This window comes from Rothia sp. 27098_8_161 (assembly GCF_041432905.1).
GTDB lineage: Bacteria > Actinomycetota > Actinomycetes > Actinomycetales > Micrococcaceae > Rothia.
This window is the reverse complement of sequence record NZ_JAPWAL010000017.1, coordinates 1-24,224: the sequence shown is the minus strand read 5'-3', so window position 1 is coordinate 24,224 and position 24,224 is coordinate 1. Positions and strand designations below refer to the sequence as shown.

Here is a 24,224-nt window from a genome sequence, read left to right as displayed (position 1 = left end):
TCTTCACTCCAACACATAGCACCGTACGGTTTTACCCTGCGGGTTCGTATAGCAAACGCCGACAGGATTCAATCCTCAATATGACTCAGACCAAACTTCTATTGCTCTCGCCCGCATTCCACGGGTACTGGAAGGCAATTCAGGCATCTCTGGAAGTGCACGGATACGAAGTGCGCACCCACATCTACGATGCGCCGGGTACTCTGCCCGAGCGTATCCTCAACAAGCTTGCCCACGAGCTGCCCGAGAAGTACCGCCCTGAAAGTTTCGCAGCGCAGGCAACCCGTAAGGCTATTGACGCTTTCAATGAGTTCCGCCCCGATATTGTGCTGATCATTAAGGGCGATATGCTCTCCCGCGAATGGTGGGATCTGCTGGAGACTTCCGGTGTTCGCTATGGTACCTGGCTCTACGACGAAATGCGCCGCATGAGCTACACCGAAGAGGACCTGCACCACCTGGGTGCGTTGGCAAGCTACAGCCCGCTGGATGCGCAGCACCTGCGTGAGCAGGGCTTCGAGGTGCTCGACATGCCTAACGCCTACGACACCCACTGCCCGGTCGTCCCCATGCGCGAGGACTCCATCAACTTCGTGGGCGCTAAGTACCCTAACCGTGAGGAGACCCTGCAGGCGCTGGTCGCAGCCGGTCTGCCGGTGCGTGCTTATGGTCGTGCTTGGTCGCGTCACCCCTACGACATTCTGCGCACTAAGCAGTTCAAGGATTCCGGTGTGCCCGCAGGCCGCGATATTGACCGCGCTGAGGCGTACGGTATTATGGCGTCCTCCCCGGCAACGCTGAACATCCACAATAACCAGGATGGTTTCACCATGCGCACCTTTGAGGCTCCCGGCGTGGGCGCTCTGCAGGTGATTGACCGTGCCGATGTGGATCGCTACTACATTCCTGGTGAAGAGGTTCTGGTCTACGAGAGCATTGATGAGCTCATCGAGATTTGTACCCGTATTTTCCGTGAGCCGAAATGGGCTCGTCAGATTCGTGAAGCCGGACAGAAGCGTACTCTGGCCGACCACACCTTCGATCAGCGTGTAAAGATCTTGGAGCAACTATGGGCCTAACCTATCCCGTTGATATTGACGCATGGGCTACTTGGCAAAAGCGCCAAAACACCCTGCGATGGGCTAAGAGCGAGGCTCGCGTTCTTGTGGGACGTCTGCGCGGAGGCGCGGATGAACAGGAAGGCCCCGTCGGCGGCGTGCTGTACACCCGCGGTGCCGTACCCCGCGTGCTCATCGTGCTCGATTCGTTCTCGCCGACGAGCCGTAACTCCCTATTGGAGCCGCTCAAGTACCTCGAAAACGTGGGTGTGGCCCTGTGGGTCCCTGAGGACGCTTCGGAGTACCTCAACGGCCAGTACGCCACTGAACGTTACGACCGCGATGCCTGGAGCGAGCAGGAAGCGACAGGAGACCAGCTGCAGGAGCTTCTGCCCGGTGTGCGCGTAGTTCTCTCCCTGGGCCACTACCTCGCACGCGGTGCGGCAGCGTACGAGTTCTCTCGTGCAATTGGCGCTGAGTACTGGGTGGTTCAGCACGGCCTGCTGGTGCCTCAGGCGCCGCCGCTACCGGTCGGATGCACCCTGCTGGCTTTCAGCGAGGCAGACGCCGAGTTCTGGGCATCGGGTCGCCGCGACGTGACCACTCACGCGGTGGGTTCGCAGCTGCTCTACCTCGCGTCGCAGAAGGCAACCGGTGCTGAGGCACAGAAGCAGAACGACCTGGAACCGATCTTCCTAGGCCAGATGCACGGTGCGGAACTGCCGCGCGCATCCTTCGCGTACGCTTCGCGCTCCTTCTTGAAGAAGTTCGGCGGAAGCTACCGTCCGCACCCGAGCGAGAAGGACAAGCTGTCGGTGCTGACCCACCAGCTGTGGGAGAAGGAAGGTATCCGCATTGACCGCTCCGGTACCCCGCTGAACGAGGTACCGAACCCGGTGGCGTCCATCTTCTCTACCGGTGTTCTGGAGGCTGCAATCCGCGGTATCCCGGCGTGGGTTTACCACCCGGCACCGCCGGCATGGCTGGTGGAATTTTGGGACCGTTACGGCATGAACCAGTGGGGTCAGGAACCGACCCCGGCGCCGGTTCAGCCGAAGAAGGAACCGGCACAGCGTATCGCTGAACTCATGATTGAAACTTTGGAGGCATAATGCGTATTCTCTGCGTCATCCCCGTGCGCGGTGGCTCAAAGGGTATTCCGCGTAAGAATCTGCGCCCCATCGCGGGTAAGCCGCTGGTCGCATGGACTATCGAGCAGGCACTGGCTACTAAGGAAGAAGTAGCCGGCGAGCACGAACTGCGTGTTGTCGTCTCCACCGACGATGCTGAGCTGGCTGATATCGCCCGCGAGTACGGTGCTGAAATGCCGTTCATGCGCCCTGCACACCTGGCTGAAGACACCACCGCAACCGAACCGGTCATCGAGCACGCCATCGAGTTCTACACCGAAAACGGTTGGGAACCCGAGGCTGTCATGCTGTTGCAGGCAACCAGCCCGGTGCGTCTGCCCGGTACCCTGGCTCGTGCGGTCCGCCAGTTCGCGGAGAACGGTAAGGACTCCATGGTCGGTGTGATTCCGATTGGTCCGTTCATCTGGACTTGGCACGCTGACGGTGAGCCCACTGCGGCGTTCGAGATTATGGCTCGCCCGCGCCGCCAGGAGCTGACCAAGGAAACCTTCCGCTACCGTGAGAACGGCTCGATGTACATCACCAAGACCCACGTGTACATGGACCACCACAACCGCCTGGCGGGCTACCCCGGCGGTACCATTGATTTGTTCATGCTGGACGAGGTCGAGGGCGTCGACATTGACGCACCGATTGACTTCTCCGTGGCAGAGCACCAGCTCACTCAGATCCTGGCCGAAGGAAAGTAACCTTCACCCGCGGCAGTACCTTGTCTGCCGCTCCCGGCTTGACCGGCACTCAGGCATTCAACTAAACATTCAAATAAAAAGGTCAAAATCGTGATTATTGAACGCAATATTGCCCCATACGTGGTCTTCGCTGAAGACCCGATTCTCAACGCACTGCAGAAGATTTCTGCTAACGGCCAGCGCATCATCTTCCTGGTGAACGAGTCCGGTATCCTGCGCGGTTCGCTCTCTGACGGCGACTTCCGTCGTTGGCTGATTGCTAACCCGACCGCATCCCTGGAGACCAGCGCGCTGGAGGCAGCGAACACCAACCCGCAGACCGCACCGGCTGACGCTGATCCCGAGACCCTGCGCGCATACTTCGCGAAGGGTATCAACCACGTGCCGCTGACCGACGAGCGCGGTCACCTCGTGGCGCTGGCAATGGACGAGCAGGACGTTCTGCGCATCGGTAAGCACACCATCAGCGAGGATTCCCCCTCCTTCATCATTGCTGAGATTGGTAACAACCACCAGGGTAGCGTTGACTTCGCTAAGGAACTGGTGGACTTGGCTGTTGAGTCCGGCGCGGACGCTGTGAAGTTCCAGCTGCGCGACATGGACGCTCTGTACCGCCAGCGCGGTGCAGCAACCGCAGGTGAGGACCTGGGCGTTCAGTACACCCTGGACCTGCTGTCTCGCTTCTCCCTGACCGTTGACCAGATGTACGAGGTCTTCGACCACGTCAAGCAGCACGACATGGACATCATGTGCACCCCCTGGGACGCACCCTCCGTTCAGGCGCTGGTTGACTACGGTATCCAGGGCATGAAGATTGCTTCGGCTGACCTGACCAACCACGAGCTGCTGCGTGACGTTGCTTCCCGTGGCCTGCCTATGCTGATTTCTACCGGTATGAGCCGCGAAGAGGAAATCCTCGAGTCCGTGGCTCTGCTGCGTAACGCTGGCGCATCCTACGCTCTGCTGCAGTGCCAGTCCGCATACCCGGCACCCTTCAAGGACGTCAACCTGGCATACATGGACCGCCTGGCTGAGATTGGTCAGTGCCTGGTTGGTTACTCCGGCCACGAACGTGGCTACCACGTGCCGATCGCTGCTGTTGCTCGCGGTGCGAAGATCATTGAGAAGCACTTCACCACTGACAAGACCCTTGAGGGTAACGACCACACGGTCTCCCTGCTGCCTGAGGAATTCAAGGCAATGGTTCAGCAGATCCGTGAGGTTGAGGCCGCTATTGGCTCCGCTGCTCCTCGCGAGGTGTCCACCGGTGAGCTGATGAACCGCGTGAACCTGGCGAAGTCCCTGGTCGCTACCCGCCACATTGCCAAGGGTGAGGTTGTGACTGAGGACGATGTGGCTGTGAAGTCCCCCGGCCGCGGTCTGCAGCCGAACTACCTGCCGAAGTTGCTGGGCCGTACCATGCAGCGCGACGTTGAAGAAGGCTCGTTCTTCTTCGAGGGCGATCTGAAGGACGACCTGGTGACCCGCCGCGACTTCAAGTTCGACCGTCCCTGGGGCCTGCCGGTTCGTTACCACGACTACAAGCCGCTGATTGAAGAGGCAAAGCCGGACTTCCTGGAGTTCCATTTCTCCTACAAGGACCTCGAGATCAACATCGACGACGTCTTTGACTCCAAGCTGGACATGAGCTTCACCACTCACCTGCCCGACCTGTTTGCCGGTGACTTCCTGGTGGATCTCGCGTCCAAGGACCCCGAGGTATGGGAGCGCTCCATCGCTGAGGTTCAGCGCACCATCGACATCACCCGTGGCCTGACCCGTTACTTCACCGTAGATGAGGACCCGGTCATGGTCGTGACCATGGGTGGCTTCACCAAGGACAAGCACATCCCTGCCGCTGCACGTGCTGAGAAGTACGAGCGTATCGGTGAGGCGCTGAAGCGTCTGGACGCATCCGGCGTTCGCCTGGCGGCTCAGACTCTGCCCCCGTACCCCTGGCTGATGGGTGGTCAGCAGTACCACAACCTGTTCCTGGATCCCAAGGACACCGCAGAGTTCTCGCGTGCATTCGATACCGCGCTCTGCCTGGATATCTCTCACACCATGCTGGCATGTAACTTCCTCAACATTCCGCTGTCGGAGGCTGTTGAGCAGCTGGCACCGCTGTCCATCCACCTGCACCTGGTGGACGGCACCGGCGTTGACGGTGAGGGCGTTCAGGTTGGCGAAGGCGATGTTGACTGGGCATCTCTGGGCAAGCAGCTGCGTGAACTGGCACCGAAGGCATCCTTCATTCCCGAAATCTGGCAGGGTCACATCAATAACGGTGAGGGCTTCTTCACTGCACTGGACCGCCTCGAGAAGTGGCTGTAGAAAGTAGACACTCACTCATGAATTTAAACGGAGTTCCCACGGCCCTATGGGTCGTTCCGGTTCCCGATTTTGGTGGAGTAGCTCGGCACGTTGTCGATATGGCACGTGCCGGGCTCCCCGGCTTTAACTTGGTGGTTCTCGCACCCGAAGGTAAGCTCACGAGCCGCCTTGAGGAACTGGGCGTCACTGTCATCAAGGCTGAGCTTGGCCCCGACTACGGTTTTAAAACTTCCTTTACCTCTCTGCAGAAGGCTATTGAGCAGCTCCGCCCGGATATTGTGCACAGCCACCTGGCGTACGCGGATGTTGTAGCGACCGCTGTGGTCAACGTGCTGCGCATCCGTAGCGTTATCAAGCGTGGCACTTGCGTGCCGAAGCTTCTGACCACTGAGCACGGTATTGCCGGTAATGACTCGGTGTACCACGGTAGCTCCTGGCGTTCTAAGCTCATGGAGACCGTGCACCGTGTGCGTCTGTGGGGTACCGATCAGGCGATTGCTGTTTCCCGTTCTACTGCTGATCAGATGCGCGCCAAATGGGGTGCTCGCGGCGTGGAGCTGGTGTACAACGGCGTGGATATCCCCGAGGTGCACGCGGCTGTTGAGCGGCAGCGTGTACCTGCCGAGGGCGGTCCCCGTATTCTTTCACTCTCTCGTCTGTCCCCTGAGAAGGGTATTGACGTGTTGCTGGATGCTTTTGCGCAGCTTCGTGTTGATTATCCGCAGGCTCATCTTGAGATTGCGGGCTCTGGCGATTTAGCGTCTGAGTTGCAGGCTCAGGCTCAGCGTCTGAACCTGGGCGATTCGGTGACCTTCAGCGGCTTTGTTAACCCGATTGAGGCGATGGGCCGTAGCGACATGATTGTTCAGCTGTCGGTGTGGGAGAACTGTTCCTACACTCTGCTGGATGCTAAGGCAGCCGGTCTGAAGACGGTCGCTACCGCTGTGGGCGGTAACCCGGAGATTTTGGGTGCCGACGAGCTAGTGGACCGCCAGAGCGCAACCCTGACTCAGGATGTTCAGCAGGCTATGCGCGCGCAGCTGCAGAAGGGCGAGTCTGAGCCTTTCACCTGGATTTCGAATGAGCAGATGGTTGCTCAGACGGTTGATATTTACGCACGTGTACTTCGAGGAGGCCGATGATGAGCCAGACTTCGCAGGTTTACGCGCATCTGAACGAGCCCGCTGAGAAGTCGGAAGTTTCGCGTTTCTCTGAAGCCGTGTCTCGCGGTAGCAAATACGTCCGCCACCAGAGTAGCCAGGTTCGAATGCCCGAGTTCATTATGGCGTTCCTTCTGCTTTTTGGTGAAGCCGTGCCTGGCGTCGGTTTGCCCTTTAACCAGGTAGTTATTATCGTTTTGGCGGTATACGGATTGACCCGTAAGCCGACTTTTGACGTGAGTCATTTTTCGGGTCTGCGCGCCATTATGTTTATTGCTATGGGCTACCTCGCAATTGTCTCGTTGTACGGCGTGCATTCGGAAGATGCATCAGACTGGACTCGACGTTTGATCCGCATGGTGGCGACAACAGTGCTGATTTGGGCTATTGCTGCCGGACGCTTGCATATCCGATCCATTATTTTGGGCTACTCACTAGCGATTGTGTTTAACGCAGCGGCTTATTTTGCTGGGTTTGCGCCGGTAACTGGTTATTACGGTTATTTGACCGGTTGGTTGAACGACAAAAACTTCTCAGGTCTGGTGTACTGTCTTTTTGGTTTGCTGATTCTGAGCTTTGCCCGTAACAAGATTGAAGTCATTCTTGCCATTGTGATTTTCGCTGCTTTGTTGTGGGCTACTGGATCTCGTACCTCTATCGCGGCGTATGTAGCGGGTCTGATTTGGATCGTTATTGCTCACCGTATGAAGACTTTCGGCCGCATAGCCTTGGGTGTGGTCCTGTATTGGCTCATTAATATTTTGACCAGTGACTACGCGCAGTCTGGCGCCTTCGCAGATCGTACCGGTACGGATGCGCTTCGTGCGTTGATCGACCAGGCATCTGAGATTAAGGTTCAGGCTTCTGGCTTCTTTGGCCAGGGCTTGGGCGAGGCGTACGTATACCTGACACATACTGGTTCGAAGATCTGGTTCTTCCACAATTCATACTGGTCTGCGCTTGTCGAGGGCGGTTGGCCGTGGATGATTCTGGTTGTTGCCATCACCCTGCTCTTTATCGTGAATGTGTCTAGTGGCAAAAAGACTCTGCCGCCGAAGTTCTATGTCGTGCAGGGTGCCGGTATCGCCATCATGATTTGTGCCGTGCGTCTGGGTGAAGTGTTCTACACCTGGCCGTGGGCTATTGCCTGTGGTTTGGCTCTGCGCGTGTTGTTGCTTGAACGTGAGCAGCGTCTTGGCACTGGTCATGATGAGGCAAGTATCGAAGGCTTTGACGAGCGAATTGAAATTCGTGATGCTGAAGAAGCCTATAACCACGTGCTAGCCGCCCAGAATATCCATAAGGCGTAGAGGATATTCACATCGTGTCGTCTGCCTCGGCAGGTAGTTTCTCTAAGTCTCCAGCATAGCGCTCTACATATTTGTTGAAATGCTTATTGGAGCGCCTTGTTCTGGCGTATCCGGGGAGGACAAATGATTCCCTAGAAGAACTATTCCCCTCGTCATTTGCTCTAGGAGTAGAACATTGAAGAAAGAACTGTACATCGCTACTAATAACGGTGATATTGGTGGCGGCGAGGTCATGCTTCTAAACATCGCCCGTGCAGCCCGTAACCTCGGCTATAAGGTCACTATTGTAGGCCCCTCCGAACCGAAGCAGCTCATGGAGGCCGCAGCGGATGAGGGCTTTGCCCGTATTATTCTGCCGGCAAAGAACCGTGCACAGTATATGCTTGCCCTGCGCGCTTGGCACGCCCACAATAGGGACGTTCTGCTGTGGTGCAACGGGCTGGTTCCTGCGACCGCTACCGGTGGACGTAAGAACCGTATCGTACATCTGCACCAGTTTGCTACCGGTATCAATGCTAAGCTGGTACCTTTCGCCCGACGTAACGCTTCGGTTACTCTGGTCCCCAGCCACTATGTGGTGCGTGCCTGCCCTGGTAGTGAGGTTTTCGCAAACTGGGTTAGCGGTGTATCCACCGAGCTGGACCATCATGTAGGTGATCGTCGTCTGCGCATCGGCTTCCTGGGGCGTCTAACCCCTGCTAAGGGTATTCCTACTCTGTGTGAGGCGTTGAGCATCCTCAATAAGGACGAAATCATTTACGACTTCATTATTGGCGGTGAGTCTGTCTTCGCTTCTGAGAAGGGCCGTGTTGAAGTCGAAACTGCTCTGGCTCGTGTTGCACCGTTCAGTACCCGTCTGGGATGGACTACTCCGGATCGTCTTTTCAGCGATATCGACATGTTCGTTGTGCCTTCGGCCGGTGCCGAAGAATCCTTCGGCCTGGTTGTTGCTGAGGCGATGAGCGCCCGCGTTCCCATCATTATTAGTGATTCCGCACCTCTGATGGAGGTTATTGGCGGCCTAGGTTCTTACCCCTACATCGTTCCTGTGAATCAGCCTCAGGCACTTGCTCAGGCTATTGAGAACTTGGGTAATGAAATCCGTGAAGAAACGGAAGAATTGGCGGAGCGTACATCTGAACTGTTTTGGCGATGGCAGGAGAACTACTCGCCTGAAGCAGGACAGGTCCGTGTCGGTGAGATTCTGGACCGTTTTATCCGCTAAGGTGCTTCTAAACCTATAGATCATTCCCAACGGATATCCTCTCACTCAAAACGGAAGGAAAATTATGAAGACTACCCCCCGCTACAAGGCTGCGGTTATTATTCCCTCTCGCGGTGGTGCAGACATTCTGCATTACCCGCTGGATGCGCTTGCCGCCCAGACCGAGAAGGACTTCCAGGTTATCGTGGTCCTCGACGGCGATATTGATAACAGTGAAGCTGTGCTTGATCGCTACATTGCAGAAGGCAAGCTGAACCTGATCAAGATCGTTTTTGATGAGAACCGCGGTCGTGTGGCAGCGCTGAACGCTGGCCACCGTGCGGCTAATGCGGATATTCTCATCCGTTGTGATGACGACCTGCAACCCGACTCCAACTACGTTGCGAACCATCTCAAGTACCATGAGGCTCCCGGTGAGCACGGCGTGATTGGTATTTACCTGAACCAGTTCCCGGACACTCCTTACTCTCGTGTGTACGGTAACTACCGTGACCAGAAGTTTCGTGAAACTGCGTACCAGGTTGCCCCTGAGAAACGCTGGATTTACTGGGCAGGTAATGTATCTATGTCGAAGAAGCTCTTCGACGAGATTGGTGGCTACGACCCCGCGTACCGTCTCTACGGTTGGGAAGACGTAGACATGGGTTACGAGGTTGCTCAGCACTGCAGTGAAATTCACATCGCCCCTGAACTGGCGACTAAGCACTACGTGGCTGCTACCACCACTGCTGTGCGTGCTCTGCGTGCCCTGCACTCGGGCTCTGCCCGCACCATCTTCGCGCGTAAGCACGGCGAGGAAGCACACCCCGCCCCGAACCCGACGGGCCCGTGGGGTTTGCTGGTCAAGACCCTCGCTCGTTTCACCACCGAGAAGACCATTAAGGCTCTCGGCGATGCGAGCGATAAGATTCTGCTAAAGCTGCCTGCTAAGGCTGCTGAGAAGCTTGTGGCGTTACAGGTTGAGGCTGCATCTTACGCCGGTATTCACTATCCTGAGCGCGCTCAGAAAGTTTTCTAGGAGGAAAAGAAAATGTCACTCACTCAGCTCTTGACCTCCGCTCCGTTTACCGCACCGAAGAACCCCGACGCGGTGCTTGCGGATATACCGAAGAGCCTCAAGAAGCTTGGTCGCCTGGCGCGCCGTTACGTGCCGCTGGTCAAGCCTGAGGCTACTGAAGAGATTGCAATTGCCCACGACTATCTGACTCAGCGCGGCGGCGCGGAGCGTGTTGTTCTGGCGATGCACCGTGCGTTCCCGGATGCACCGATTTACACGACTCTGTACGACCCGGAGGGCACCTTCCCCGAGTTCAAAGACGCGAAGATTATCACGAGTCCCTTGAACAAGATTGGTTACCTGCGTCGTAACCACCGCATGGCTCTGCCGATTTTGCCGTTTGCTTCTTCTTTCTTGAAGGTGCCGGCTGAGCGTGCTGTGGTATCGACGACCGGTTGGGCGCACGGCTTCAACTTCGCCGGCCGTAAGTTCATTTACTGCCATTCACCGGCGCGTTGGCTATACCTGAGCGATCAGTACCTGGGCGAGAAAAGCACCGGCCCCGTGCCGCTGCTATTGAAGACCCTGCGTCCTGCGCTGATGCTCTGGGATCACTGGGCGGCTCACCGCTCGGCGGTGTACGTGGCGAACGCGAGCGTGATTAAGAAGCGCATCGAGAACGTGTACGGCAAGAAGGACGTTCCGATTTTCTTCCCGCCGCACTCGGTAGAAACCACCGCACCGGTTGAGCCTATTCCGGGTCTGGAAGAGTTCACCGAATCGGACGATTATTTCCTGATCGTTTCTCGCCTGCTGCCCTACAAAAATGTTGATAAGGCTATTGAAGCCTGCAATGAGTTGGGCAAGAAGCTACTGGTGATTGGTCGCGGTCCGGAGAAAGAACGCCTGGAAGTGCTTGCGGGCCAGACCGTTCGTATCGTTTCGGGCGTTTCGGACGCGCAGCTACGTTACGCGTACCGTCACTGCCTGTCACTGCTGGCTATCTCTTATGAGGACTTCGGCATTACCCCGCTGGAGGCAGGTGCTAGCGGTAAGGCTGTGATTGCCTACCGTGCGGGCGGCTTCCTGGATACCATTCAGGAAGGCAAGACCGGTATGTTCATTAACCAGCCGACCGTGGAGCAGCTGGTGGAAGCTCTCAAGGCTTTCAACCCGGATGACTGGGATGCTGACTACATCCGTGAGCACGTTGACGGTTTCTCGGAGGCTCGTTTCATCACCCGTCTGAAGATGTACGTGCAGGCTCTGCCCGAAGACTAAAAGAGCTAGACGGCTCATAAAGAAGGCGGGGTGGTAGAACTATAAAAAGTTCTACCACCCCGCCTTCTTTATGCATTCTGAGAGCCCTAGCGGGCTTCTAGGAGCCCCTTGGAGAGCAACTCCGGAATAAAACCCTCAATCTGCGGTCCCATAATCTCTACGGGCTGTTCATACATTTCACAGAGCGCATCGATAGCATCCTGCAGAGACATCGGATCTTCAAAAATACTCCAAATAATGGAGGCTGAATCCTGTAGAACAGACAGCTCACCGTTGGCAAGATTCGCGAGATAAGTTGCCGTGGTGGAGTACTTAGCGAACTCTTCAGAATGAACGTACGCGATGTTCTCGGGGATACCGTATACGGTCTGACGGAAATCTACTGGATTGCTCATTTATTCACCTTGATTCCGAAACGTTCAAAGAACTTTGCACGTATCTCTGCCTTAGTGGGGGTGCGTCCCAGCTGCATCGCCAGGTGGTCCTTATTTACGAGGAAAATGTTCTTGAGGGTGCGTAGCTTATCGTGCAGGGTGGTCGCTGACTGCAGGCGCCCAATCCACTGAATATAGTGGGGCACATCCTGGGAGACTGAGAGCCACAGCAGATAGTCGCGGTCGTCACGGTACTGCTCCAGACTACCCATAGCCGCGCTATATGCGAGGGATGAGTCAAGCTCCTCGGCACGGGCTCGCAGGCGCTGCCAATCGCTATAGGAGAGTAGAGAAACCAGATAGTTAATATCCGCGCTGTAGCGTGATGCCGCACGGGCGCGGTGAAGCACCACGAGAAGACGTGCGTCCAGATCGCTGGGAACAGCGCAGGGATGGTGAGCAATCATACGGGTCTTACGTGCCGCCCAGACACGGTCAAACGCCTTCTCATAATCGCCGTGGCGTCCAAGACCGGGGAAGAAACGATGAATATCGGTTAGGCCCCATGAAGCGTGGTAGAGCGTCATTGCGTGCTCGAACACTGAGCCTGTCTCGAAGTGCGCTTGAATACGCCATCCATCTGCCAGAAGAATCTCTACAAAACGGTCCACATGAGAGGGACGGATCAGCAGGTCGGCGTCGGAGCTGTACCTACCCTTGCGGTAAATTTCCTGAGAGAAAGCGTAGCCTTTGACATGCAGAATATCGATTGAGTGCATGTCAGCCATTCGTTGGAAGTAGGCGTGCGCAAGCCGAATCCGTGCCGCCAGAGGAGTAGTCTGCGGCTCCGGGGTATTGGGTGAGTGAGTGGTCACAATAGCCTTTCGGTGCACATGTATACCAGATAAGTATAAGGCGGGACGGGCAGAAAAACTGCCCATCCCGCCCTAAGTCGCTCCCTAAGATTTAGGGTGCTTATTACGTTATTACTTCTTGGTCAAGGACTTCTTAGATGACTTCTTATCGTCTTCCTTGCTGTAACCGTAGTAGGTTGCATAACCAACGTAAGCGCTTGAGTAACCGAAGCCGTAGTAGGAGTTACCGAGGCCCTTACGGGGTGCACGGTTCAGAACCATACCGATGAGGTTTGCGTTGACCTTCTTTAGAATGTTGGAAGCTTCAGCCATCTGCTCACGGTGGCTTCGGCCGATAGAAGCAACGAGAATCACGCCATCCACGGAGTGGGAGAGCAATGAAGCGTCGGTCACGGGTAGCAGCGGCGGAACGTCAACGACTACGATGAACTCTTCGGAAAGCTCATTGATCAGCTGGCGCATCTTATCGGAGCCCAGAAGTTCGGAGGGGTTCGGGGGGATACGACCTGCAGGAAGGACGAAGAGGTTTGATTCACCGAGTTGGTGCACAGCGTTAGCGATCTCAACCTGGCCAGCCAGAACCTGGGTCAGGCCAACCTTAGCGTCCAGCTTCAGCTTCTTAGCTACGGTGGGGCGGCGGAGGTCGGCGTCAATGAGGATGACGGGCGAACCCGCATCAGCCATTGCGCGAGCCAGAGACAGCGACACGGTCGACTTACCTTCACCGGGCACTGCGGAGGTGACGATGAACGAACGCGGGGGGGTATCAACATTCACGAAGCGTAGGTTGGTGCGCAGCTGACGGATGGATTCCTGTGCAATGTGGTCGTCAGTGTTGCCGTTAACGATGTTTTCTTCGTTTAGGTCGTCACTAACAGGCAGAACGCCCAGGACGCTTGCACCGGTTGCCTTGGTAGCGTCGTCACGGGTACGGATGCGCTGATCCAGTGCACGGCGCAGGAAGATTGCCGCGTAGACCAGAACCAAACCGGCACCAGCACCCATGAGCACGTTCTGCTGGTAGTTCGGAGCTATCAGCGGAGGGTTTACGCTTGCGTTATTCAACGGAATCACGCGAATGGTGTTGCCTCCAGTAGGTGAAGCAACAGTATCGTCGCCATTTACCAGAGCCTCAGCGTTACCGGGGTTCTGCTCAATTTGCTTGATATAGTCCGCAGTAGCCTGCAAAGCACTGTTAGCGAGCAACTGTGCGTTTTTTGGCGAAGAAGCTTGCGCGTTCACGGTAATCAGTGCAGTATTTTCACCTGCAGCTGCAGTGAGGCTTGCGCGAATCTGGCCGGTAGTCAGGGACAGCTCAGGGGTGTTCTGCTTAATCTTCTGTGCCACAGCCTCAGAGGAGACGATAGCTGCGTAGGCGCGAGCGCGATCCTTAGCGGCCGAAGAGCCTGAGAGAACATCCACCGTACCGGATTCACCCACGGTCACGTAGCCCGAGGCCGATGCGGCGTAGACCTTCGGCTGGAGAGAAGCATAGCCGAAGCCCGCTGTGGCACCGACAACGATGCCAATGATCAGCAACCAGAGGTTAGCCCTCGTGGTGCGGAAAAATTCCAAAATGGTCATGGTAGTGAGAATACTCCAGAAAGTTTGAGTTAGTGTACCTGCGACGTGGAGTGTTGTTGCAGACGGTGAAGGGATACGAAAATCCCCTGGTGTTTATTAGCGGAGCAATCCGAGCAGGTAGCTACCGTAACCGCTCTTGACGAGGGGGGTAGCAATGTCGCGCAACTGCTCATCGGAAAGCCAACCGTGGCGCCACGCAATTTCCTCCGGGCAACCAACTGACAGGCCCTGACGGCTCTGAACAGTGCGGATGAAGTTACTGGCGTCAGCTAGTGAATCAAAGGTTCCAGTGTCCAGCCACGCGGTACCGCGAGGTAGAACCTCTACCTTCAGTTTACCCTGTTCCAGGTAGATGCGGTTGAGGTCAGTGATTTCCAACTCACCGCGCGGGGAAGGCTTGATCTGACGTGCATACTCTACAACCTTTGAGTCGTAGAAGTACAGACCCGGAATAGCGTAGTCGCTCTTGGGGTTTTCAGGTTTCTCCTCAATGGATAGCGCGTTGAAGTCCTCATCGAACTCCACCACACCGTAGGCGCGAGGGTCAGCAACCTGGTAAGCGAAGACAGTCGCGCCGTCCTTCTGCTCGTAGGTGGCAAGCTGAGTGCCCAGACCGGGACCGTAGAAGATATTGTCACCGAGCACGAGCGCTACAGGGTCATTGCCAATAAAGTCGGCACCCAGAATGAATGCCTGTGCCAGGCCATCCGGAGAAGGCTGCACCTTATATTCGAGATTAATACCGAAACGGGAACCGTCACCGAGCAGTCGCTGGAACTGCTCCTGGTCGGCAGGAGTGGTAATAATCAAAATATCGCGGATACCCGCCAACATGAGAGTGGACAGCGGGTAGTAAATCATCGGCTTGTCATAGACCGGAGTGAGCTGCTTGCTAATACCCTGAGTGATAGGGTGCAAACGGCTTCCGGTACCGCCGGCAAGAATAATTCCCTTCATAACTTCTTATTGTGTCATGTTTATCTCTTTGTTGAGGCATAAAAATCACTGTTTAGCCAGGTAAAATCTACCGTATGACTCACATTCTTGTTACCGGCGGTGCCGGTTTTATCGGTTCGAACTTTGTTCACCACCTCATCGATAACACTGATCACACTATTACTGTGCTAGATAAGATGACCTACGCCGCAAACGCCGCGTCTTTGGAAGGTCTTCCTGAATCCCGCTTCAAGCTCGTTGTAGGCGATATTGCCGACCGCGGGCTGGCTGACGAACTGGTCGGTAAGGCAGACGCTGTTGTCCACTACGCTGCGGAATCACACAACGACAATTCTCTGTCTAACCCCGAACCGTTCATCCACACTAACCTCATCGGTACTTTCACCCTGCTGGAAGCAGTCCGTAAGCACGGCACTCGCTACCACCACATCTCCACCGACGAGGTCTTCGGTGACCTTGAGTTGGACGATCCGGCAAAGTTCACCGAAACCACCCCCTATAACCCCTCTTCCCCTTACTCCTCCACTAAGGCAGGCTCCGACCTGCTCGTGCGTGCATGGGTCCGCTCCTTCGGTATTGAAGCAACCATCTCTAACTGCTCCAATAACTACGGCCCCTACCAGCACATCGAGAAGTTTATCCCCCGCCAGATCACTAACATCCTCTCGGGTCTGACCCCGAAGCTGTACGGCGAGGGCCTAAACGTTCGTGACTGGATTCACGCATCCGATCACTCTTCTGCTGTGCTGCGCATCCTGGAGCAGGGAAAGATTGGCGAAACCTACCTCATCGGTGCAGACGGTGAAGAGAATAACATCACCGTTCTGCGCACCATCCTGCGCCTGATGGGCAAGGATGAGAACGATTTCGAGCACGTGGTTGACCGCCCCGGTCACGACCTGCGCTACGCAATCGACGGTAGCCGCCTGCGTGCAGAGCTCGGTTGGGAGCCGAAGTTCACCGACTTCGAGTCCGGTCTTGCCGACACCATTAAGTGGTACACCGAGAACCGTGGCTGGTGGGAGCCCCTGAAGGCTGAAGTTGAGGCTAAGTACGCAAAGGCAGGTCAGTAATGACCAAGGAACTGAAGGTTACTGAAACCGAGATTCCGGGTCTGCTCATTATTGACCTGCCGGTTCACGGCGATAACCGCGGCTGGTTCAAGGAAAACTGGCAGCGCGAGAAGATGCTCGCAGCTGGTCTGCCCGACTTCAACCCCGTCCAGAACAACATCTCGTTCAACGCTTCGGTAGGTACCACTCGCGGTATCCACGCCGAGCCGTGGGATAAGTACGTTTCTGTTGCGACCGGCCGTATCTTTGGCGCGTGGGTTGACCTGCGTGCCGGCGAGTCCTTCGGCAAGCTCGTCACCGTGGAGCTGGGCCCGGACACCGCAATCTTCGTGCCCCGCGGCGTGGGTAACTCCTTCCAGACCCTGGAAGAGAACACTGCCTACACCTACCTGGTGAACGACCACTGGTCGGCGGACGCAGTATCCGGCTATAGCTTTCTGAACCTTGCCGATGAGACCGTTGCAATCGACTGGCCCATCGACCTGGCGAAGGCAGAGCTCTCCGAGAAGGACCGTAACCACCCACGTCTGAACGAGATCGAGCCCCTGGAGGCCGATCCGATCCTGATCATTGGCGCGGGCGGTCAGCTCGGCACCGAGCTGGTTCGCCAGCTCACCGAGCAGAACGTACCCTTCCTGACTGTGGATCGCGACCGCCTCGACCTGGGCAAGCCCGAGCAGTGGCGCGATGCATTCCGTTGGCGCTCCTTCCGTGCGGTCATCAACGCTGCAGCGTACACCGCAGTGGATCAGGCTGAAACCCCCGAGGGTCGCCGCGACGCCTGGGCAGCTAACGCCCTGGGCGTGAGCGCTCTTGCCTCCATCTGTGAAGAAGCTAACCTGCCGCTGGTTCACGTATCCACCGACTACGTCTTTGACGGCTCCCTGCCCCTGGGTGAGGAATACCCGGAGAATTATCCCCTGGCGCCGCTGAGCGTCTACGGCGCGTCCAAGGCTGCTGGTGAGGTTGCCGCTGCCGCATGGCGTAAACACTACATCCTGCGCACCAGCTGGGTTGTTGGTGCCGGCAAGAACTTCGTTGGCACCATGGCGTCCCTGGCTGAGCGCGGTATCGACCCGTCCGTGGTTGCCGACCAGTGGGGTCGTCCGACCTTCACACAGGATCTGGCAGCAGCTGCCCTGTACCTGCTCTTCTCCGGCGCTGAATACGGCACCTACAACGTGTCGAACACCGGTGAAGTCATCAACTGGGCACAGTTCGCTCGTGCAGTGTACGAAGGCACCGGCCACGACCCGGCACGAGTCAGCGACACCACCACCGAGGAATACTTTGCCAGCGCTGAGCTCTTCGCTCACCGTCCGGCGAACTCGGCAATGGACCTGTCCAAGCTGATTGCTGCAGGCTTCACCCCGCGCGATCACCGCGTCGCATTGGAGGGCTATCTGAAGCAGTAAATACAGAGTGCTCACTGGTTAGCCCCTCAAATTCGAGAGTATTAGTTATAACTTGTGAAATCGGCAAACGATTAGCTCCGAATTTGAGGGGGGTATAAGTAATAGGGTGTACGAATATAGATTTATTCAGGTATACATAAATCGTTGATTTAATGTAATCTAACACCTATACAACTGTATTCATTCATATTGGAGGAGACTATGGCTGTTGATAGCCTGGGTGAGATTGTTATTGTTGATCCCGGAAATGCTTTTGAAGATTCTGATGGTTTTTATATCTATGAACGTAGCTTCGTGGGATATAAAGCGTATAAGGATTTTCTTGAAGAAAACTATCCTGAGGTGAAGTTTACTGTAGTTACTGAAGGGGGTGTTATTGATTTTCGAACATGTCTAAATCCTTCGACCTGTAGGAGGTTCTCGAAGGATGATATTAACCTCAGAAAGGAATCTGCAGATGAGTATCTGCAGAGCGCCAAGGGTAACGTTGTCGCCCTAGTTCTTGGTAAAAAGGGTGCAGAGCGTTTCCTGTCCTTGCCTTGTAAAGTTGTGTATATTGCCGAAGTTACGCGACGGATTCGTTACGCTATCTTCCACGCTGAATCATCGCGAAACGGAAAAGTCGGAGTGATGGATACTCTTCGGGCATACCTTGGTCTCTGGAAGGGGGAACTTGCGACCCGAAAAATGATGCGTAAATCTGCGGGTATTCAGTGCAATGGTCCTGCGGCATTTGAATCATACGGCAACCTTTCCAAGAACTCATTCTTGTATTTTGACCATCGCGTTGACGATGTTGCTGAAAAGAAGGATTTTCATAAATCCTTGAAGTCAATTGCATTTTCGGGAAATATATCTCCATTGAAGGGGTCAAAGTATATAGCTGATATATCATGGGCTGTATATAACCTAAATCCTGAAATTGTTTTCTATCTCATTGGAGATGGGCCGGATAGACAGGAGATTCTTGAAAAGGGCGCCCCTAATATTGTGTATAAAGGTTTTATGTCCTATAAGGATGAATGGGAGCCGTTTGTTCAAAAGAATATTGATTTGATGGTTATGCCTCATCTGCAGGGTGACCCCTCGATGACATATTATGAAACCCTTGGGCAGGGAGTTCCCATTATTGGATTCTCCAATGAAACGCTAGACTTTCTGGTCTCTCAAAAAATGGCTTGGTCTGTTCCTCAGGGCGACGTTCAGCAACTAGCTCAAAAGATTGATGGGATTCTTCGCGCTCCTAGTGAATTGGCAGCTGCTTCAGAGCGGGCTCGTAGATTTATGACTGAGAATTTGTATTCCCGGGTAGTTGCTCGAAGGATTGAGCACCTTGTGTCGATTCTGAAGGCGAACGCCTCCTAAAGTCAGCGTTCCAAGGTTTGTACTCTAAGGTTAGTATCGCTGCGAGGGGAACGGACGTCCGCCACCCTCGCAGCGCTCATGCTGATGCTATTCAGCATAAAAGGCGTGAAAAGCGCCATATCACAGGTTCCCGGCCCTTGAAGATAGAGCCGGGCACCTGTACAATATTGTCTTGGCCAAGGCGGTGGAATACACGAAACGTGTAGGTCCGTAACTGACGGTGGCTGGTTGGAAAGAGATTTCTGGCGCCAGTCCCTATTCCACTTGGCGCATCACTTCTAACCAAGAAAGGGTGGACAACTTATGTCAGATACCATCAAAATTTCAGCTACCGTACGTAGCGACTTCGGCAAGGGCTACGCGCGTCGCATCCGCATGGCAGGCGACATCCCCGCCGTCATCTACGGCCACGGCGAAGAGCCCAAGCACGTAGTACTCCCCGGCCACGCAACCACCCTGGCTGCCCGCGTCCCCAACGCTATCCTCGACCTCGACATCGAAGGTGAATCACACCTCGCAATGATCAAGGACATCCAGCGTCACGCAATCCGCCCCGAACTGCAGCACATCGACCTGCTGACCGTTAAGCGCGGCGAGCGCGTTGAGATTGAGGTTCCTGTACACGTTGAAGGCGAGCCCGCTGTTGGCGCCGTTGCTAACCAGGAAGAAACCGTTCTTCTGGTTGAAGCTGACGCACTGAAGGCACCCGAAGCTTTGACCGTGACCATCGAAGGCCGCGAAGCTGGCGCTCACGTTCTGGCATCAGACGTTGAACTGCCCTCAGGCGTAACCCTGGTTGCAGACGCTGAACTGCTGATCGTTAACGTTTCTGAGCCCGAGGAACTCGACGTTCCCGAGCCCGGTGAAGAAGGCGAAAACGCACCCGAGGGTGACATCGTTGAAGCTTCCGAGGAATCAGATCAGGCTGGCGAAGCTCACGACTCAGATAACTCAAAGCACTAGACCGCGCCCTGCGCCTAGCGCAACAGCGATTTGTGGATGGCCCGCCGCTACCTCTCTTCTGAGGTGGTAGCGGGCCATACTCATAGAATGGTGTAGTCCATGAATTTTCTAAAAACCTTTTACAGCGCCGTGGAAAGGGCGAAGATATGTCTGATGCGTGGCTCATTGTTGGTCTGGGGAACCCGGGCCCGGAGTACGAGAAAACCCGCCATAACATCGGCCAGATGGTGGTTGATGAACTGGCGCGTGAAGTAGGCGGTGGCTTCAAGAAGCACGGACGCGCGCGCGCCCAGGTGCTGGAAGGACGTTTGGGTATAGGCGGGCCCAAGGTAGTGCTGGCCAAGCCCCTGACCTATATGAACACCTCGGGCGGCCCGGTATCGGCTCTAGCCCAGTTCTACGATATTAACCCCGACCGTATCATCGCGGTGCACGATGAACTGGATATCCCCTTCGACACCATTAAGCTCAAGATTGGTGGGGGAGAGGGCGGTCATAACGGTCTGCGCGATATCACTAAGGCGCTGGGTACCAAGGACTACTACCGTGTTCGCACCGGCATCGGTCGTCCTCCCGGACGCATGGACACCGCAGACTTCGTGCTCAAGCCTTTCAGCAGCACCGAAGCGAAGGACCTGCCCTTCCTCATCTCAAACGCAGCGGATGCAACCATGATGCTCGTGAAGGAAGGCCTGCTGGCAACCCAGCAGCGCTACCACGGAGCAGGCTCCTAGCCGTATGACCCGTACCGAGTAAATGCTGAACTGAGGTAACGCATGATGCGGGCCGATGCGTGAACTAGGCTCTACCTAACTATGCAAGAGCCAGATGAGGGAATAAGCTAGAAAAGAATGACGTTATACGCTCCACGACGGGAAAATACCCGACCCGTGGAGCGTATGAGCGAGAGAAGAAGGTACCCGTGGCTGAATACTCCACCCCCGCCAATACCCCGCTGAGCGACGACATCGTACGCCAGCTTCGCCAGGACTTCCCGATCCTCAACACTGAGGTTAACGGGCACCCTTTGATTTACCTGGATTCGGGGGCGACCAGCCAGAAACCCCTTCAGGTTCTCGACGCAGAACGCGACTTCTACCTGCACGCCAACTCTGCCGTACACCGCGGCGCCCACACTCTCGCGGTCGAAGCAACCGACCTGTTTGAGGATGCGCGCATCACCGTCGCGAACTTCGTCGGTGCCACTGAGGAAGAAATCGTGTGGACCTCCAACGCAACCGAGGCGCTAAACCTGGTTGCCTACTCCATCGGCAATGCCTCCCAGGGCATCGGCGGTTCCGCCGCTGAGCGCTTCGTGCTGAAGCCCGGCGATGAAATCGTCACCACGGAGATTGAGCACCACGCGAACCTCATCCCCTGGCAGATTCTTGCACAGCGTACCGGCGCGACTCTGCGCCACATCCCCTCCACCGAGGACGGCCAGCTCGACTACGAGGCAGCCGAGAGCATCATCAACGAGAAGACCCGCATCGTGGCCTTCACCCACGTCTCGAACGTGACCGGCGCGATTACCGATGTGCCCCGCATGGTCGCCATGGCACGCAAGTATGGCGCGCTCGTCGTACTGGACGCCTGCCAATCCGTACCGCATATGCCCGTAGACTTCCACGCCCTGGATGTTGACTTCGCGGCGTTCTCCGGCCACAAGATGCTGGCACCCACCGGTATCGGTGCCCTCTACGGCCGTGCTGAACTGCTCGAAGCTCTGCCGCCCTTCCTGACCGGTGGCTCCATGATTACCCGCGTGGGTCTGCAGGATGCCGAGTACATGCCCGCCCCCATCAAGTTTGAGGCAGGTACCCAGCGTGTCTCGCAGGCAGTCGCTTTTGCTGCTGCTGTGCGCTACCTGCAGCACCTGGGCATGGAGAATGTTGAGGCGTGGGAACACGAACTGGGTGCCCGCCTGGTTGAGGGATTTCAGAAGATTGAGGGTGTGCGCCTGCTCGGGCCCACCGACCCCACCAAACGTGCCGGCCTGGTATCCCTCGCTATTGAGGGTGTGCACCCGCATGATGTGGGTCAGCTGCTCGACACCCAGGGCATCGCCGTGCGCGTGGGTCACCACTGCGCCCAGCCGCTGCACCGCTGCGCAGGCGTGACCGCCTCGACCCGCGCCTCCACCTACATCTACAACACCACTGAAGATGTGGATGCTTTTCTGAAAGCACTTGCCAAGGTGCGCCCCTACTTCGGCTTTTGAAGCAGATGCGTTAGAAGCTAACGTCCCAATTTTTCAGACAGACCAACTGACGGAAGAAGATCACCGTGTCTCTTGAATCCCTGTACCAGGAAATTATTTTGGAGCATTCTAAGCAGCGCAGCGGCGAGCACCTCGTAGAGGTACCCGTCGGCCATGCAAGCGCCGATAACCACCAGTACAACCCCACTTGCGGCGACGAAATCAACCTGCGCGTGGTGCTCTCTGACGAGCTGAAGGACGGCGAGAAGACCATTGAGTCGATCTCCTGGGAAGGTGATGGTTGCTCCATCTCCATGGCTGCCGCCTCTGTGCTTTCTGAAATGGCTCCCGGTATGACCACCTCTGAGCTGCAGAGTCACGTGGATGCGTTCCGCGAGATGCTGCGCTCGCGCGGTAAGGTGACCCTGGACGAAGAGGAGTACGGCGATATGGCGGCTTTCTCCGGCGTTTCGAAGTTCATGGCACGTGTGAAGTGCGCGATGCTTTCGTGGGTTGCGGTTGAGGAAGCTACTAAGGAAGCAGCCGCAAAGAGCTAATTCTTTGCCGAGAGGATAGGCTGGATTGTTCGGTAAGTAACCAATATTTGAACACCAATCGAAAATATCGAATGGAGCCATCGACAATATATTGCATGGATATGTAATGCTTTTCGATGAACTTTTAGCGGTGAGCGCCGAACAAGACTCGAGTCGAGAATCTATACCCTACTCTTTCTTGATATAAGATTTCTTCGATATAAATCAATATGATGAAAATATGAGGTGGATACTACTCTGTATCCGCCTCATATTTATATCTTTTCCTTTTTCCTTCAAAAAGGTGACTGGTAAAATAAAAGGACGAAGGGCACCCAACCAGCACCCTCGAGAAACTCTTTTCGGACCCGCATATTCTCATGTGATAGCGAGAAGAAAAACAGCTTAGAGAGAGTATTTTCTCAGTGGTAAACATTCTTCGCTAATTCTCGTGTTTTCACTACAGATATCGGTTATATTTCTCACCCCTCCGATACTTCAACCACACCGGAATAACTATCGCCGCTACCAACCACAAGGAAGCCCCATGATTATTGGCTACGCCGCTGGCGCCTACGACCTTTTCCACTACGGCCACCTCGAGATTCTCCGCAAGGCTAAGGAAAACTGCGACTACCTCATTGCAGGCGTCGTGCACGATGACGTTCTGGAAATGACCAAGGGCCGTCGCCCCGTCATCCCCATCGAAGAGCGTGCCGCCATCGTCAGCCACATCGACTACGTGGACGAAGTGCACATCGAAACCACCCCCGACAAGCTCAAAACCTGGAAGCAGAAGCCCTTCAATATCTTCTTCAAGGGCGACGACTGGAAGGGTACCGAAAAAGGCAACGCCCTGGAAGCACGCTTCGCAGAGGTCGGTGTGGAAGTACACTATTTCCCCTACACCGAGCACACCTCCAGTACCAAGCTGTGCAAGGTCGTTGATTTGCTCGAAGCAGAACACGATCTGCGCGTAGAGATGCGCCGCTTCGCTGAGCTGCTTGGTGAGCGTGAATACTCCGAAGCGATTATCGCCCCCTAACACCCCTACCCCTTCATAGGTGCGTTAGAGCTCATAAGATTCATGAAGAGACACAAAGAAGATCCCCGCCGTAAGTACTTACAGCGGAGATCCTCTGCATATTCGCGGTATATCAGCTACACCTCAAAGGTGAGCGTCTTATAAGCTTTAGCGCTGTGCCAGCCACTTCTCAGCGGAGGAGCCCAGAACCTTCAGCACACGGCCAACCTGCGGCTCAGCAGCGACTGCAATCTTCTTGCCCACCAGCGGGATGGAGCAGGAGACTTCACCGTTGACGTCCAGGCGGGTCTGCTCACCCTCGGGGGTCAGCTTCTGAGTAGCCTGAGCGGACACGGGCATGCCGTTGACCTTGACCTCGGTAGAAACAGTGCGGGAGCCGTCAGCAGCCGGTGCGCTTACGGTGTCCACCTGGGTCATAGCAACGCCGTTGCCGACGAACTTACGAGCGATGTCCGGCACGCGCTCGGCGGGCACGGTACGCTCGGTGGTTGCGGTGAACTCAGCGGAGGTGTCACCGGAAACGGAGAAGCTACCGAATTCCACGCCAATCTCGGAGCATACGAAGCGTGCGAAATCCTCGTTAGAGAATGCCTCGATAACCTGCTCAACGCTTGCGTTGATAATGGTTGATT

Annotated in this window: 22 protein-coding genes; 17 read left to right on the top strand and 5 right to left on the bottom strand. The window is 55.8% G+C overall.

The window, feature by feature from the left end; translation table 11 throughout:
* Positions 1 to 80: 80 nt before the first annotated feature.
* From O3648_RS06590 to O3648_RS06550, 9 genes are all read left to right on the top strand, one after another.
* On the top strand, positions 81 to 1,079 hold the full coding sequence (locus O3648_RS06590; RefSeq protein WP_371569185.1) for a glycosyltransferase: 999 nt from the start codon (positions 81 to 83) through the stop codon (positions 1,077 to 1,079).
* Positions 1,070 to 2,170: an RNA-binding protein gene (locus O3648_RS06585; RefSeq protein WP_371569182.1), complete on the top strand. Its 1,101-nt coding sequence runs from the start codon at positions 1,070 to 1,072 to the stop codon at positions 2,168 to 2,170. Before O3648_RS06590 ends, O3648_RS06585 begins: the two co-directional genes overlap by 10 nt.
* The gene (locus O3648_RS06580) at positions 2,170 to 2,898 is read left to right on the top strand and encodes an acylneuraminate cytidylyltransferase family protein (RefSeq protein ID WP_279741821.1); all 729 of its coding nucleotides are present in this window, start codon (positions 2,170 to 2,172) and stop codon (positions 2,896 to 2,898) included. Before O3648_RS06585 ends, O3648_RS06580 begins: the two co-directional genes overlap by 1 nt.
* 90 nt (positions 2,899 to 2,988) lie before the next feature.
* A complete protein-coding gene (locus tag O3648_RS06575; protein ID WP_371569180.1) occupies positions 2,989 to 5,232 on the top strand; it encodes an N-acetylneuraminate synthase family protein in 2,244 nt (747 codons plus the stop codon).
* 17 nt (positions 5,233 to 5,249) lie between these two features.
* Positions 5,250 to 6,374 carry a glycosyltransferase family 4 protein gene (locus O3648_RS06570; protein WP_371569177.1) on the top strand — a complete coding sequence of 375 codons (1,125 nt, stop codon included), beginning with the start codon at positions 5,250 to 5,252 and terminating at the stop codon, positions 6,372 to 6,374.
* Positions 6,371 to 7,702 carry a hypothetical protein gene (locus O3648_RS06565; RefSeq protein ID WP_371569176.1) on the top strand — a complete coding sequence of 444 codons (1,332 nt, stop codon included), beginning with the start codon at positions 6,371 to 6,373 and terminating at the stop codon, positions 7,700 to 7,702. The genes O3648_RS06570 and O3648_RS06565 overlap by 4 nt, the downstream gene beginning before the upstream one ends.
* Before the next feature lie 175 nt (positions 7,703 to 7,877).
* Entirely contained in the window at positions 7,878 to 8,927 is a 1,050-nt protein-coding gene (locus tag O3648_RS06560) for a glycosyltransferase family 4 protein (RefSeq protein WP_371569174.1), read from the top strand.
* Between the two features lie 64 nt (positions 8,928 to 8,991).
* On the top strand, positions 8,992 to 9,945 hold the full coding sequence (locus O3648_RS06555) for a glycosyltransferase family 2 protein (protein WP_371569172.1): 954 nt from the start codon (positions 8,992 to 8,994) through the stop codon (positions 9,943 to 9,945).
* Positions 9,946 to 9,957: 12 nt separating this feature from the next.
* The gene (locus O3648_RS06550) at positions 9,958 to 11,205 is read left to right on the top strand and encodes a glycosyltransferase (protein ID WP_279790591.1); all 1,248 of its coding nucleotides are present in this window, start codon (positions 9,958 to 9,960) and stop codon (positions 11,203 to 11,205) included.
* An 86-nt stretch (positions 11,206 to 11,291) separates the two neighbouring features.
* On the opposite strand, the gene O3648_RS06545 is transcribed toward O3648_RS06550, so the two are convergent.
* The 4 genes from O3648_RS06545 to rfbA all read right to left on the bottom strand — a co-directional run bounded on the left by O3648_RS06545 (position 11,292) and on the right by rfbA (position 14,995).
* Complete coding sequence (locus tag O3648_RS06545) at positions 11,292 to 11,600, bottom strand: PqqD family protein (RefSeq protein ID WP_279790589.1); 309 nt, start codon at positions 11,598 to 11,600, stop codon at positions 11,292 to 11,294.
* Positions 11,597 to 12,454, bottom strand: coding sequence for a nucleotidyltransferase family protein (locus tag O3648_RS06540; RefSeq protein WP_371569168.1), 858 nt, complete (start codon positions 12,452 to 12,454; stop codon positions 11,597 to 11,599). Before O3648_RS06540 ends, O3648_RS06545 begins: the two co-directional genes overlap by 4 nt.
* 111 nt (positions 12,455 to 12,565) lie before the next feature.
* A complete protein-coding gene (locus O3648_RS06535) occupies positions 12,566 to 14,038 on the bottom strand; it encodes a polysaccharide biosynthesis tyrosine autokinase (protein WP_371569166.1) in 1,473 nt (490 codons plus the stop codon).
* A 96-nt stretch (positions 14,039 to 14,134) separates the two neighbouring features.
* Positions 14,135 to 14,995: a glucose-1-phosphate thymidylyltransferase RfbA gene (gene rfbA, locus O3648_RS06530; RefSeq protein WP_279741836.1), complete on the bottom strand. Its 861-nt coding sequence runs from the start codon at positions 14,993 to 14,995 to the stop codon at positions 14,135 to 14,137.
* A 74-nt stretch (positions 14,996 to 15,069) separates the two neighbouring features.
* On the opposite strand from rfbA, the gene rfbB reads away from it, so the two are divergent.
* The 8 genes from rfbB to O3648_RS06490 all read left to right on the top strand — a co-directional run bounded on the left by rfbB (position 15,070) and on the right by O3648_RS06490 (position 23,592).
* A complete protein-coding gene (rfbB, locus tag O3648_RS06525; RefSeq protein ID WP_279741838.1) occupies positions 15,070 to 16,068 on the top strand; it encodes a dTDP-glucose 4,6-dehydratase in 999 nt (332 codons plus the stop codon).
* Positions 16,068 to 17,483 carry a dTDP-4-dehydrorhamnose reductase gene (gene rfbD, locus O3648_RS06520; RefSeq protein ID WP_371569163.1) on the top strand — a complete coding sequence of 472 codons (1,416 nt, stop codon included), beginning with the start codon at positions 16,068 to 16,070 and terminating at the stop codon, positions 17,481 to 17,483. The genes rfbB and rfbD overlap by 1 nt, the downstream gene beginning before the upstream one ends.
* A 201-nt stretch (positions 17,484 to 17,684) precedes the next feature.
* Positions 17,685 to 18,848: a glycosyltransferase gene (locus O3648_RS06515; protein WP_371569160.1), complete on the top strand. Its 1,164-nt coding sequence runs from the start codon at positions 17,685 to 17,687 to the stop codon at positions 18,846 to 18,848.
* A gap of 303 nt (positions 18,849 to 19,151) precedes the next feature.
* Positions 19,152 to 19,811: a 50S ribosomal protein L25/general stress protein Ctc gene (locus O3648_RS06510; RefSeq protein WP_371569159.1), complete on the top strand. Its 660-nt coding sequence runs from the start codon at positions 19,152 to 19,154 to the stop codon at positions 19,809 to 19,811.
* Positions 19,812 to 19,957: 146 nt separating this feature from the next.
* Positions 19,958 to 20,545: an aminoacyl-tRNA hydrolase gene (gene pth / locus O3648_RS06505; RefSeq protein WP_012904011.1), complete on the top strand. Its 588-nt coding sequence runs from the start codon at positions 19,958 to 19,960 to the stop codon at positions 20,543 to 20,545.
* 188 nt (positions 20,546 to 20,733) lie between these two features.
* On the top strand, positions 20,734 to 22,032 hold the full coding sequence (locus tag O3648_RS06500; RefSeq protein ID WP_371569157.1) for a cysteine desulfurase: 1,299 nt from the start codon (positions 20,734 to 20,736) through the stop codon (positions 22,030 to 22,032).
* A gap of 65 nt (positions 22,033 to 22,097) precedes the next feature.
* Entirely contained in the window at positions 22,098 to 22,568 is a 471-nt protein-coding gene (gene sufU, locus O3648_RS06495; RefSeq protein ID WP_279754318.1) for a Fe-S cluster assembly sulfur transfer protein SufU, read from the top strand.
* A 526-nt stretch (positions 22,569 to 23,094) separates the two neighbouring features.
* Positions 23,095 to 23,592 (top strand): adenylyltransferase/cytidyltransferase family protein, encoded by a 498-nt coding sequence (locus tag O3648_RS06490; RefSeq protein WP_279754319.1) that lies wholly within the window; start codon positions 23,095 to 23,097, stop codon positions 23,590 to 23,592.
* Between the two features lie 147 nt (positions 23,593 to 23,739).
* On the opposite strand, the gene O3648_RS06485 is transcribed toward O3648_RS06490, so the two are convergent.
* Positions 23,740 to 24,224: DUF2505 domain-containing protein (locus O3648_RS06485; protein ID WP_371569155.1), on the bottom strand; the 485-nt coding region annotated here is incomplete at its 5' end.